The 13,595-nt window shown below is 72.6% G+C and carries 7 protein-coding genes; 5 read left to right on the top strand and 2 right to left on the bottom strand.

The window, feature by feature from the left end:
* Nucleotides 1-169: 169 nt before the first annotated feature.
* Together OG332_RS17675 and OG332_RS17670 are read left to right on the top strand one after the other, a co-directional pair.
* Complete coding sequence (locus OG332_RS17675) at nt 170-946, top strand: ABC transporter ATP-binding protein (RefSeq protein ID WP_279399180.1); 777 nt, start codon at nt 170-172, stop codon at nt 944-946.
* Nucleotides 943-3,528, top strand: a complete 2,586-nt coding sequence (locus tag OG332_RS17670; protein WP_327414381.1) for an ABC transporter permease — start codon at nt 943-945, stop codon at nt 3,526-3,528. Before OG332_RS17675 ends, OG332_RS17670 begins: the two co-directional genes overlap by 4 nt.
* Nucleotides 3,529-3,618: 90 nt before the next feature.
* On the opposite strand, the gene OG332_RS17665 is transcribed toward OG332_RS17670, so the two are convergent.
* Complete coding sequence (locus OG332_RS17665) at nt 3,619-5,070, bottom strand: DUF2079 domain-containing protein (protein WP_442816165.1); 1,452 nt, start codon at nt 5,068-5,070, stop codon at nt 3,619-3,621.
* A 248-nt stretch (nt 5,071-5,318) separates the two neighbouring features.
* On the opposite strand from OG332_RS17665, the gene mfd reads away from it, so the two are divergent.
* The 3 genes from mfd to OG332_RS17650 all read left to right on the top strand — a co-directional run bounded on the left by mfd (nt 5,319) and on the right by OG332_RS17650 (nt 11,232).
* Nucleotides 5,319-8,873, top strand: coding sequence for a transcription-repair coupling factor (gene mfd, locus OG332_RS17660; protein WP_327414380.1), 3,555 nt, complete (start codon nt 5,319-5,321; stop codon nt 8,871-8,873).
* Nucleotides 8,874-9,088: 215 nt separating this feature from the next.
* On the top strand, nt 9,089-9,715 hold the full coding sequence (locus tag OG332_RS17655; protein ID WP_327414379.1) for a hypothetical protein: 627 nt from the start codon (nt 9,089-9,091) through the stop codon (nt 9,713-9,715).
* Complete coding sequence (locus OG332_RS17650; protein WP_327414378.1) at nt 9,712-11,232, top strand: serine/threonine-protein kinase; 1,521 nt, start codon at nt 9,712-9,714, stop codon at nt 11,230-11,232. The genes OG332_RS17655 and OG332_RS17650 overlap by 4 nt, the downstream gene beginning before the upstream one ends.
* On the opposite strand, the gene OG332_RS17645 is transcribed toward OG332_RS17650, so the two are convergent.
* Nucleotides 11,220-13,574 (bottom strand): YfhO family protein, encoded by a 2,355-nt coding sequence (locus tag OG332_RS17645; protein ID WP_327414377.1) that lies wholly within the window; start codon nt 13,572-13,574, stop codon nt 11,220-11,222. The two genes, OG332_RS17650 and OG332_RS17645, sit on opposite strands and share 13 nt — an antisense overlap.
* Nucleotides 13,575-13,595 lie beyond the last annotated feature (21 nt).

Genomic DNA, 13,595 nt, shown 5'->3' with positions numbered 1-13,595 from the left:
GTGGGGATAACCCCCGGGTGGATACGGCGATGGGCACCAGCGTGCCCGGACCCCCACCCGCCGCAGACTTCATGACGACGACGCACGCAGCACGCAGACGCACGCGGCACGCAGACAGACGCAGACAGACGCACACAGGCGAAAAGGGAGAAAGACCGTGACAACGGCTATGACCGAAACCAGGCACGGGGGTACTGGAGGGCATGCAGCCGTCGCGGCCCGGGCGCGCAAGGTCGTCAAGGCCTACGGCTCCGGGGAGACGCGCGTCGTCGCCCTCGACGACGTGGACGTGGACATCATGCGCGGCCAGTTCACCGCGATCATGGGCCCCTCCGGCTCCGGCAAGTCCACGCTGATGCACTGCCTCGCCGGTCTCGACACGGTGACCAGCGGCCAGATCCACCTGGACGACACCGAGATCACCGGGCTGAAGGACAAGAAGCTCACGCAGCTGCGCCGCGACCGGATCGGCTTCATCTTCCAGGCCTTCAACCTGCTGCCCACGCTCAACGCCCTGGAGAACATCACGCTCCCCATGGACATCGCGGGCCGCAAGCCCGACGCGGAGTGGCTGAACCGGGTCGTGGAGACCGTGGGCCTCGCCGGCCGGCTCAAGCACCGCCCGACCGAGCTCTCCGGCGGCCAGCAGCAGCGCGTCGCGGTCGCCCGCGCCCTCGCCGCCCGCCCGCAGATCATCTTCGGCGACGAGCCGACCGGAAACCTGGACTCCCGTGCCGGCGCCGAGGTACTCGGCTTCCTGCGCCGTTCGGTGGACGAGCTCGGCCAGACCATCGTCATGGTCACCCACGACCCGGTCGCCGCGTCCTACGCGGACCGCGTCATCTTCCTCGCCGACGGCCGGATCGTCGACGAGATGTACGGGCCCACCGCCGACCAGGTCCTGGACCGCATGAAGGACTTCGACGCGCGCGGGCGGACGTCATGAGCAACACCGTCCTGAAGACCTCGCGGCGCAACTTCATCGCGCACAAGGGGCGGATGGCGCTGTCCGCCGTCGCCGTCATGCTGTCCGTCGCCTTCGTCTGCGGCACGCTGGTGTTCACCGACACCATGAACACCACCTTCGACAAGCTGTTCGCCGTCACCAGCGCCGATGTGACGGTCAGCCCGAAGTCGGCGAAGGGCGGGGAGGACACCCCGGACAGCGGCAAGCCCGAGATGGTGGCCGGATCCACCGTCGATCAGGTGAAGAAGGCCGAGGGCGTCAAGAGCGCCGAGGGCGCCGTCATGTCGATGTCCGTCACCGTGGTCAACTCCAAGAACGAGAACATGGGCTCGACCACCGGTGCCCCGACCATCGCGGGCAACTGGAACGACAACGAGCTCAAGTCCATGAAGATCACCGCCGGTCAGGCGCCGCGCGGCCCCACCGAGGTGATGGTCGACGCCGACACCGTGGAGAAGCACCACCTGAAGCTCGGTGATGAACTGCGCACCATCGCCATCACCGGCGACATCCGCGCCAAGATCACCGGCATCGCCACCTTCACCGTCACCAACCCGGGTGCGGCCGTCGTCTACTTCGACACCGCCACCGCGCAGCAGGCGCTGCTCGGCTCCCCCGGCTCCTTCACGCACGTCAACGTCACCGCCAAGGACGGGGTGAGCGACGAGCAGCTCAAGCAGAGCATCGCTTCCGCCGTCGGCGCGGACACGTACAAGCTCCAGACCGCCAAGGAAGCCGCGGACGCCAACCGCAAGGACGTCGGCTCCTTCCTCAACGTCATGAAGTACGTGATGTTCGGCTTCGCCCTCATCGCCTTCCTCGTCGGCATCTTCCTGATCTTCAACACCTTCTCGATGCTGGTCGCCCAGCGCACCCGTGAGACCGGCCTGATGCGCGCCATCGGCGCCGACAGCGGACAGGTCCTCAAGTCCGTCGTCGTGGAGGCCTTCCTGCTCGGTGTCGTCGGCTCGGTCCTCGGCGTCGGCGCGGGCGTCGGCCTGGCCATCGGCCTGATGAAGCTCATGGGCCAGATGGGCATGCACCTGTCCACCGACGATCTGACCGTCGCCTGGTACACCCCGGTCGTCGGCATCTTCCTCGGCATCGTCGTCACCATCGTCTCCGCCTACATCCCGGCCCGCCGCGCCGGCAAGGTCTCCCCGATGGCGGCCCTGCGCGAGTCCGGCACCCCCGGCGACAAGAAGGCCGGCGTCCGCCGCGCCGTCATCGGCCTGGTCCTCACCGGCATCGGCGGCGCCGGGCTCTTCCTCGCCGCGGCCGCCGACGAGGCCGCAGCCGGATCGCTCTGGCTGGGTCTGGGCGTCGTCTTCACCCTCATTGGCTTCATCGTGATCGGCCCGCTGCTCGCCGCGGGCGTGGTGCGGGTGCTCTCCGGTGTGGTGCTGCGGCCCTTCGGGCCGGTGGGCCGGCTCGCCGAGCGCAACGCCCTGCGCAACCCGCGCCGCACCGGCGCCACCGCCGCCGCGCTGATGATCGGCCTCGCGCTGGTCGCCTGCCTGTCGGTGGTCGGCTCCTCGATGGTGGCCTCCGCCACCGACGAGCTCGACAAGTCCGTCGGCGCGGACTACATCATCAACTCCGAGACCGGCCAGCCCATGCTGCCGCAGGCCGAGCAGGCGCTGCGATCCACCGGCGGCCTCGACCACGTCACCGCCTACCGGGAGGTGCCGGCCAAGATCACCGCCCCCGGCGGCGCCGCCGAAGAGGTGGGCCTCGGCGCCACCGACCCGACGTACGCCAAGGACATCCGGCGCAAGATGGTCGCCGGGGAGCACGCGGCGGCGTACAACAAGGACTCCATGTCGGTGGGCTCGGAGTACGCGACCAAGCACGGCATCAAGCTCGGCGACGAGCTGACGGTCGCCTTCACCGGCGGCAACACCGTCAAGCTGAAGGTTGCGGCGATCACCAGCGACGGCGGCAACATCGACAAGACCATGAAGTACATCAGCACCGATATCGCGCGGGCCAACGTCCCGGCCGACCGGCTGCCGCTGCCCTTCATGCTGCTGGCCAGCGCGAAGGACGGGCAGTCCGACGCCGCCGCGTACAAGGCGGTCAAGGCGGCGATGGCGGAGTACCCGCAGTACGCGGTGCGCAACCAGGCCGACTACAAGCAGTCCCTGAAGGACCAGGTCGGTCAGCTGCTGAACATGGTCTACGGGCTCCTCGGCCTCGCCATCGTCATCGCGGTCCTGGGTGTCGTGAACACCCTCGCCCTGTCGGTGGTCGAGCGGACCCGCGAGATCGGCCTGATGCGCGCCATCGGCCTCTCCCGCCGCCAGCTGCGCCGCATGATCCGCCTGGAGTCGGTGGTCATCGCCCTCTTCGGCGCCCTGCTCGGCCTCGGGCTGGGCATGGGCTGGGGCGCCAGCGCCCAGCAGCTGCTGGCGCTCCAGGGCCTGAAGGTCCTGGAGATCCCGTGGCCGACGATCATCGGGGTGTTCGCCGCCTCGGCCTTCGTGGGCCTGTTCGCCGCACTGGTCCCGGCCTTCCGGGCAGGGCGGATGAACGTTCTGAACGCGATCGCGAGCGAGTAACCGCTGCGCGGTCGTTCGGGGGAGGGCGCCGGCCCGGGACCTTTGGTTCCGGGCCGGCGCCTTGTCGTCCGCCAGCCGTCCGGCCGTCCGTCAGCCGCGCTGCAGGAGGACGATCCCGGCGGCCTCGCCCACCAGGGTGTACCGCTCACCGGGGTGCAGCTGGCCGGCGTAGACGACCGGGTCGCCGGCCCACCGGGAGGAGTTGTCGATGGTGATCCAGTCGGGGACCACGCCCTTGCTGCCGCCGATCCACAGGACGCGGCAGCGGGAGGTCAGCCGGGTCAGCGGCGTGGTGTCGGCCTCCACGGTGGCCCCGTCGGGGATCCGGTCGAGGAGCCGCTCGATGGCGGTGACGCGGTCGGGCTTCTCGTACGTACGCGCCTCCGCGAGCTTCGCGGTCGGCATGGCCGTCGCGGCCAGGGCGAGGCCTGCGGCGAGGACGGCGGTGGGCAGCTGGAGGGAGTACGCGCGCAGTCGGGGCCGCTCGCTGCGCCGGAACGTGTCGATGGCGTCGACGAGGGCGAGGGAGACGACGGGCATGAGCACGGCGCTGTAGTGCCAGTCGGTGGACCAGTAGTGGTCGTCCCCGGACAGGAACCGCCAGCCGAGGGTGGGCGCGGCGACCAGCAGCAGCGGCGAGCGCAGGGCTAGCAGCCCGGTGGTGGGGATCAGCACCCACGCCAGGGTGGCGAGCTTCGTGCCGGTGCCGGCGAACGGGCCGCCGCCGTCGATCTTGTGCCAGTAGCCGTAGCCCTCGGTGGCGAAGGCCGGTATGAAGACGGTGAACACGAGGACGGCGAAGACGGCGCCGAAGGCGGCGACGCCGAGCGCGGTCCACGCGGTCCGGCGGTCGGTGGTCCAGGCCCGCCAGGCCACGACCACGGCCAGGGCGGCGAGCGTGAAGCCGAGGTCCTCCTTGACGAGGACCAGCGCAAGCGCCCACAGCAGAGCGGCCCGCCAGCGACGGGTGAGCACCGCCTCCAGGGAGAAGGCCAGCAGGGGCATGGCGAAGGCGATCTCGTGGAAGTCGAACTCCACCGCCCGCTGGACGCCCCAGGACAGTCCGTACGCGATGCCGATCGCGATCCCGCGGGCCCGGCCCAGGAGCCGTCCGGCCGCCCTGGTGACGGGGACGGCGGAGAGCGCGAACAGCGCCGCCTGCACGACGAGCAGGGTGAGCGGGCCGGGGAAGAGCCGGTAGACGGGGGCAGCGAGCGCGATGATCGGGCTGAAGTGGTCGCCGAGGATGTTCGCCCCCGGCCCCTTCAGGTCCGCGACGGGCTCCTGCAGGTGCGCGTACGCGCGGATCGCCTGCTCGAAGATGCCCAGGTCCCACGAGGCCCAGTCCATCCGCCGGAACCGCCCGACGGAGAGGGCGAGGTACACGAGGAACAGGCCGCCGGCGACCGCGTACGGTCCGGCCCACCGGCTCCCGACCGGCTTCGCCCGAACCGGCTTCGCCCGAACCGGTTTGGCCCGCACCGGGTCCGGACGCGCCGGATCCGCCGCGGCTTCCGGCCGGACTATGGCATCGCTCGTCACGGCCTTCGTGCCCCCTCGGCGTACTCGGACGTCAGTACCTCGACATCGTAGAGGGGTGCGAACGCACGCCCGGTTGCTCCGGTGAGCCCTCCGGTCCGGGCCCGTCCGGGCGCCGGCCCCGTCACCCGCACGGGCGACCTGAATCCCCCGCGCGTGGCGGCGGGGCGCGTCGTATGGTGGGAACCCCCGGCCCGTGCGACGTGTCGGGCCCTTCGCGTTGCCCCTTCACCGGACGGAAAGCCTCCTTCATGAGCCTGCACGGACTGCTCGACGCCGTCACCCGGGACCCCGCCCTCGCCGAGGCGGTCACCGCGGCCGGGGACGGCAACCGCATGCACGTGGACCTGGTCGGCCCCGCCGCCGCGCGGCCCTTCGCGATCGCCGCGCTGGCCCGGCGGACCGAGCGGACGGTGCTCGCGGTCACCGCCACCGGGCGCGAGGCCGAGGACCTGGCCGCCGCCCTGCGCTCCCTGCTGCCGCCCGACGAGGTGGTGGACTACCCGTCCTGGGAGACGCTCCCGCACGAGCGGCTCAGCCCGCGCAGCGACACCATGGGCCGCCGGCTCGCCGTCCTGCGCAGGCTCGTGCACCCCAGCAAGGACGATCCGGCGGCCGGGCCGGTGAGCGTGATCGTCGCCCCCATCCGGTCCGTGCTCCAGCCGCAGGTCAAGGGGCTCGGGGACCTGGTGCCGGTCAGCCTGCGCCAGGGCGGGAGCGCCGACCTCGGGGAGATCACGGCGGCGCTGGCCGCCGCCGCGTACGCGCGCGTCGAGCTCGTCGAGAAGCGCGGGGAGTTCGCCGTGCGCGGCGGCATCCTCGACGTGTTCCCGCCCACCGAGGAACACCCGCTGCGCATCGAGTTCTGGGGCGACGAGGTCGAGGAGATCCGTTACTTCAAGGTCGCCGACCAGCGCTCCCTGGAGGTGGCCGAGCACGGGCTGTGGGCCCCGCCCTGCCGCGAGCTGCTGCTGACCGACGCCGTACGGGAGCGGGCCGCGGCCCTCGCCGAGGCCCATCCCGAGCTCGGCGAGCTGCTGAACAAGCTCGCCGAGGGGATCGCGGTCGAGGGCATGGAGTCCCTGGCCCCGGTCCTCGTCGACGACATGGAGCTGCTGATCGACGTCCTGCCCGCCGGTTCGATGGCCGTGGTCTGCGACCCCGAGCGGGTACGCACCCGGGCCGCCGACCTGGTCGCGACGAGCCAGGAGTTCCTGATGGCCTCCTGGGCGGCCACGGCGGGCGGCGGCCAGGCCCCCATCGACGTCGGCGCGGCCTCGCTGCGCGGGATCGCGGACGTCCGCGACCGGGCCCGCGAGCTGAACATGATGTGGTGGTCGGTCTCCCCCTTCGCCGCCGACGAGACGGTGGGCGGCCCGGCGACATCAGCCGGCGAGCCGGCGGTCCTGAAGCTCGGCATGCACGCGCCGGAGGCCTACCGCGGCGACACCGCCCGGGCGCTGGCCGACACCAAGGGCTGGATCGCCGACGGCTGGCACACCGTCTACCTCACCGAGGGCCACGGTCCGGCCGCCCGTACCGTCGAGGTGCTCGGCGGCGAGGGCATCCCGGCCCGGCTGGAGGCCGAGCTCCGCACCCTGGAGCCGTCGATCGTCCACGTCGCCTGCGGCTCGGTCGCCAACGGGTTCGTCGACCCGGCCCTGAAGATCGCCGTCCTCACCGAGACGGACCTGACCGGCCAGCGCACCGCCACCAAGGACCTCGGCCGGATGCCGACCCGGCGCCGCAAGACGATCGACCCGCTGACCCTGGAGGCCGGCGACTACATCGTCCACGAGCAGCACGGCGTGGGCCGCTACGTCGAGATGGTCCAGCGGACCGTGCAGGGTGCCACCCGCGAGTACCTGCTGGTGGAGTACGCGCCGGCCAAGCGCGGCCAGCCCGGCGACCGGCTCTACATCCCCACCGACCAGCTGGAGCAGGTCACCAAGTACGTCGGCGGCGAGGCCCCGACCCTGCACCGGCTCGGCGGCGCCGACTGGACCAAGACCAAGGCGCGCGCGAAGAAGGCCGTCAAGGAGATCGCCGCCGACCTCATCAAACTCTACAGCGCCCGGATGGCGGCCCCCGGCCACACCTTCGGCCCGGACACCCCCTGGCAGCGCGAGCTGGAGGACGCCTTCCCGTACGCGGAGACGCCCGACCAGCTCACCACCATCGCCGAGGTCAAGGAGGACATGGAGAAGTCCGTCCCCATGGACCGGCTGATCTGCGGCGACGTCGGCTACGGCAAGACCGAGATTGCCGTGAGAGCCGCCTTCAAGGCGGTCCAGGACGGCAAGCAGGTGGCCGTCCTCGTGCCGACCACCCTGCTCGTGCAGCAGCACTTCGGCACCTTCTCCGAGCGGTACGCGCAGTTCCCGGTCAAGGTGAAGGCGCTGTCGCGCTTCCAGAGCGAAACGGAGTCCAAGGCCACCCTGGAGGGGCTGAAGGAGGGCTCGGTCGACATCGTGATCGGCACCCACCGCCTCTTCTCGCAGGAGACGAGGTTCAAGGACCTGGGCCTGGTCATCGTCGACGAGGAGCAGCGCTTCGGCGTGGAGCACAAGGAGCAGCTGAAGAAGCTCCGCGCCAACGTCGACGTGCTCACCATGTCCGCCACGCCGATCCCGCGCACCCTGGAGATGGCGGTCACCGGCATCCGCGAGATGTCGACGATCACCACCCCGCCGGAGGAGCGGCACCCGGTGCTCACCTTCGTCGGCCCGTACGAGGAGAAGCAGATCGGCGCGGCCATCCGCCGCGAACTGCTGCGCGAGGGCCAGTGCTTCTACATCCACAACCGGGTCGAGTCCATCGACCGGGCGGCCGCCAAGCTGCGCGAGATCGTGCCCGAGGCGCGGATCGCGACGGCGCACGGCCAGATGTCGGAGCAGGCGCTGGAGCAGGTCGTCGTCGACTTCTGGGAGAAGAAGTTCGACGTCCTCGTCTCGACGACGATCGTCGAGTCCGGCATCGACATCTCCAACGCGAACACCCTGATCGTGGAGCGCGGCGACAACTTCGGCCTGTCCCAGCTGCACCAGCTGCGCGGCCGGGTCGGCCGTGGCCGCGAGCGCGGTTACGCGTACTTCCTCTACCCGCCGGAGAAGCCGCTCACGGAGACCGCGCACGAGCGCCTGGCCACCATCGCCCAGCACACCGAGATGGGCGCGGGCATGTACGTGGCCATGAAGGACCTGGAGATCCGCGGTGCGGGCAACCTGCTCGGCGGCGAGCAGTCCGGTCACATCGCCGGCGTCGGCTTCGACCTCTACATCCGCATGGTCGGCGAGGCCGTCGCCGACTACCGGGCCGCCGTCGAGGGAGGGGTGGAGGAGGAGCCGCCGCTGGAGGTCAAGATCGAGCTTCCGGTCGACGCGCACGTCCCGCACGACTACGCGCCCGGCGAGCGGCTGCGCCTGCAGGCGTACCGGTCCATCGCCTCCGCCGGTTCCGAGGCGGACATCAAGGCCGTACGGGAGGAACTCACCGACCGCTACGGCAAGCTGCCCGAGCCGGTGGAGAACCTGCTGCTGGTGGCCGGACTGCGGATGCTCGCCCGGGCCTGCGGGGTCGGGGACATCACCCTCCAGGGCAACAACATCCGCTTCGGCCCGGTGGAGTTGCGCGAGTCGCAGGAGCTGCGCCTCAAGCGCCTCTACCCGGGGACGGTGCTCAAGCCCGCCACCTCGCAGGTGCTGATCCCGCGCCCGAAGGCGGGCAAGATCGGCGGCAAGCCGGTGGTCGGCCGGGAACTGCTGGCCTGGACGGGGGAGTTCCTCACCACCATCCTCGGCTCCTGACCGTCGTGGGGGCCGGGAGTCCGCGATGCGGACTCCCGGCCCGTTGCGACGCTGCACACGTCCAGGACGATTCGCCCGTCGGGGGTCGTTCCGGGCGCGGGTGAGGTGCCGTGCAGCGAGCGTGCAACGGTTGCGCGCATCCCCTCACTCATGGCCGGGAACGCTGTATACCCTCAGAGCCGAAACTTCTTCCGCACGGCCCGTCAGGAGCAGCGATGCACGGCCACGGCCTTCCGCCGCAGCACGCCCCCCAGTCCACCGACGGGGGCGTGGTGGCACTGCGCGTGGTGTTCATGCTGCTGCCCATCCTGAGCTGCGGCTTCCTGGCCTGGGGCTCGATGCTGCGGCTCGCCCTGGTCACCCGCAAGTCCCGTGACTGGGTGCTGCTGGTGGTCAGCGGTGCGCTCGCCGTCCTGTGGATGACGCTGATCCAGCTCGACCCCACCCCCGACGTCAACGGCTGGCAGGGCAACCTCGGCGCCGGTGGCTCGATCTTCACCGGCTTCGCGATCTGCGTGTACTTCCTCGTCGCCGACATCAAGCACCACGAGGCCCGGAGGGCGGCGCTGCCCGCCTACGGGTACCCGTCCGCGCCCTACGCCCACCCGCAGCAGGCCTCGCCCGCCTACGGCTACCCGCACGGCCAGACGCCCGTGCCCCAGCAGCCCGCTGCCGCCCCGGCCCCGCCGCAGGTGCCCCCGCAGCCGACCCCGCCGCCGCGCATCGGGCAGGTCCGCGCCGAGCTCGACGAGCTCAGCGAGCTGCTGCGCAAGCAGACCCCGCCGCCCGGCGGCCCTTACCAGGACCCGAACCAGACCGCGATCCAGGACCCGAATCAGTGACCGACCGGCTCATCGGAGACCGCTACCAGCTGGCCTCCATCCTGGGACAGGGCGGCATGGGCCAGGTCTGGACCGCGTACGACAAGCGCCTGGACCGCCGGGTGGCCGTCAAGCTGCTGCGCCCCGACAAGGTCGCCGGCCCCGGCACCGTCGCCGAGGAGCTGCGCCGCCGCTTCGTGCGCGAGTGCCGGGTGACCGCGCAGGTCGACCACCCCGGCCTGGTCACCGTGCACGACGCCGGCAGCGACGGCGACGAACTGTTCCTCGTCATGGGCTACGTCGAGGGCACCGACCTCGCCGACCACCTCGCCGAGCACGGCCCCTACCCCTGGCAGTGGGCGGTCGCCGTCGTCGCGCAGCTGTGCTCCGTGCTCTCCGCGGTGCACGCGGTGCCGATCGTGCACCGCGACCTGAAGCCCCGCAACGTGATGATCCGCCCGGACGGCACCGTGCTCGTCCTGGACCTCGGTGTGGCCTCGGTGATGGACACCGACACCACCCGTCTCACCAGCACCGGCACACCCATCGGCAGCCCCGCGTACATGGCGCCCGAGCAGGCCATGAGCGGCGCGGTCGGCCCGTACACCGACCTGTACGCGCTGGGCGTGCTGCTCTACGAACTCCTCAGCGGCAACGTCCCCTTCGCGGGATCCACCGCCCTCGGCGTGCTCCACCGCCACCTGTACGAGCCCCCGGCCCCGGTCCGGCCGGGGCGCCCGGAGATCCCGCAGGAGCTGGAGACGCTCCTGATGCGCCTGCTCGCCAAGGACCCGCAGGACCGCCCCGGCTCCGCGCAGGCCGTCTACGAGGCCCTCGCCCCGCTGCTGCCCGCCAGCGGCAGCCGGGCCCCCGCCGGCCCGCTCGACCCGACCCGCCCCTTCCTGCGCCCGCACGCCCCCTGGCCGGACCGGTCCACCGTGATCCCGCCGCAGCCGACCTCGCCGCCGACCCCGGTCCCGACGCCCGCCCGGCCCGACATCCCCGGCGCCGTGGACGAGGCCCGCAAGCTGCTGGACCAGGGGCGGCTCACCCAGGCCGGGGACATCCTCGGCGGCATCCTGCCGGCGGCGGCCGCCGAGCACGGGGAGCACTCCCCGGTGGTCCGCTCCCTGCGCAAGCAGTACGCCGCCACGCTGATGGACGACGGCCAGTACCGCCGCGCCCTGCCGGAACTGCGCCGCCTCGCCGACGAGTTCCCGGCCGGTGACCCGCAGTCCCTGCGCTTCCGCTACGACGCGGCCCAGTGCCTGGAGCAGCTCGGTGAACCGGCCGCCGCCCTGGCGGAGTACCGCTCGCTGCTCCCGCTCTTCGAGAACCACTACGCCAACCCGGACCCGGGCCTGCCCCTGGAGGTCCGCCGCCGGATCGCCCACCTGCTGCTCTCCCTCGGCGACCGGCAGGCGGCCCACGAGACCCTGGCCCGGCTGCTGTTCGACGCGGACCGCCTGCACGGCCCGGCGCACCCCTTCCCCGCCGAGATCCGCCGGACCCTGCAGTGGCTGGGTCAGGTGCGCTGACGCCGCCCGATCGCCAGGCCCACCAGAACGACCAGGGCCAGTCCCGCCGCCGCGGCGCCCGGGAGCAGCCCCGGGGGGCGGAACGAGCAGCTGAGCGTGGTGGTGCGGCCGTCCAGGGGCAGGGCGACCAGTCCCAGATGGGCCGCGGCCGGGCGGCCGTTGCAGGTCCAGCCGGCGATCGCGGGGACGGAGAGGACCGCTGTGCCCGTGGCCCCCGCCGGCAGCTCGGCCCGGATCTGCGAGGAGCCGACCCGCAGGGAGGTCGCCGCCGTGGCGCGCAGGCCGGCCACCGCGGTGTCGAGGCGGGCGCGGTCCAGGCAGGACAGGGTCCACCGCGGGGGCGGGGCCGCGTCGAAGACCAGGGCCGAGGAGGCCCCGCGGGAGACGCCCATCGGCTGCAGGGCGGCCCGGTTGCGGGGGGCGCTGCCGTTCAGGCGGAAGGCGGGCCCGTCCGCGAGGCGGGCCGTCGCGTTGTACTCCGGGGCCCACAGGTAGGCCTCCGTGCCCGCGCGGCAGACACCGGGCGCGAGCGGGTCCTCGTACACCCGGGCGCCCAGCAGCAGTTCCTGGTTGGCGAAGGGGGAGTCGCCGTAGGAGACGGGTGCGCCGGGCGGGCGGGTGGTCACCAGCGGGGGCACCTCGGCGCGGCGGACCGTGCCGTCGGGCTGCAGGCGCGCGCCGACCGCGAACAGGGCGTCCGTCACCGGGTTGTCGATGCTCTGGACGTTGCGCCCGCGGGAGGTCCACCCGGCCCCGAGGGCGACCATCGTGTGCGTGAACACCTCCGGGGTGTGGCTGCTGTAGTACGAGCCGCCCTCCCCGCCCAGCAGCATCGGGTCGTTGCCCGACAGGGCGGGCCGGCTCGGGTCGGTGCGGTACGCCGGCCAGCCCTCGGCGCCGGCCAGGGCCTCGGCGCGCGCGGTGTGGGCCGCCCCCCAGGACGGGTAGTCGTCGAGCCCGCCCAGCTTCCCCCTGTGGCCGTAGGCGGTCGTCGCGGCCGCCTGGGCCAGCAGGACCACCGCCAGCAGCCCGGCCGCCGGGAGCGCCAGCCGGCGGTGGCGCAGCGCCCACCAGGCGGCGCCCGCCAGCGCGAGCCCGCCCGCGAACAGTGCGTACCCCCAGTCCGTCCCGAGCGTGCTCCCGCGCGCCCACAGCACGGCGGCCGCGAGCAGGCCCGCGCCCGTCGCCAGGGCCGGCAGCCGGGGCGGGCCCGCCGCCAGCCCGGTCCAGGCGGCGATCACGGCGATCCCGGCGAGCACGAAGGTCTGCCGGTACGGGCTGCCATTCGGGGTCGCGAAGAGGTGCCAGGCCAGGTGGGTCGGGGCCCACTGGAGCGAGAGCGCCACGGCCACCGTCAGCCCCGCCCACCACAGCCGGGTGCGCACCGGCACGGCCCGGTGGAACGGCAGCGCGGCCACCAGCAGCAGGGTCCCGGTGCCCACGAAGACGGCGGGGGAGGAGAAGGAGTACGTCGCGGGCAGCAGCCGCGCGAAGAGGTCCGCCCAGGACACCGGCCGGAACTCCTTGGCCCACCCCGGGTAGGCCCGGCCCGAGCTGAGGAAGAGGGGAACGAGCACCGGCGCCGCGAGCACGATCCCCAGCAGGGTCGTCCCGGCCGCCCGCGCGATCACCGCCGCCCGGGCCCCCAGGCCCTCCCGGGTCAGCACCACCCGTACCACCAGCACCAGCGCCGCACCCAGCGTCGCCATGTAGGCGGTGTAGAAGTTCGCCGTCCAGCAGACGGCGACGACCAGCGGCGCGAGCAGGAGCCGGCGCCCGCGCAGGGCCCATTCGCCGGTCAGGCACAGCAGGGGGAAGGCGATCAGCCCGTCCAGCCACATGGGGTTGTAGGAGGCCTCGATCACCGACCAGCCGCACAGCGCGTACGAGGCTCCGAGCAGCCCCGCCGCCCACCACGGCCCGCGGCGCTGGGTGCGCAGCAGCCAGGCCGTCGCCGCCGCCGCGACCGTCATCTTGAGCACGGTGACGACGTACACCGCGAGGTCTATGTCCGCGCGCGGGAAGAGCCCGACGAGGACGGAGAGCGGGCTGGTCAGATACGTGCCCAGGTCGGGAAGGAAGCTGGTGCCGTACCCGGACTGCCAGTTGAACAGCAGCCCGCCCTCCGCGCGGCCGTGCAGGAGGTCCCACAGGTGCGCGTGGAAGGGCACGAACTGATTGCCGAGGTCGTTGATGCTGCGGTGGCGCGGTCCGTACGGGAAGACGCGGGCGGCGGCGTCCCCGGCGCACACGGCCACCGCCGTGAGCAGGGCGGCGAGCGCCGAGCCGGACAGGCTCAGGCGGCGCGGCGAGCGGTGCTGTGAGCGGTGCGGTGTCGACATGGTGGGCCGACCCTGGCACCA

The organism is Streptomyces sp. NBC_01233 (assembly GCF_035989305.1).
Taxonomy (GTDB): Bacteria; Actinomycetota; Actinomycetes; order Streptomycetales; family Streptomycetaceae; genus Streptomyces.
Note: the sequence above shows the minus strand (reverse complement) of the source record. Positions and strands in the feature narration are given on the sequence as shown.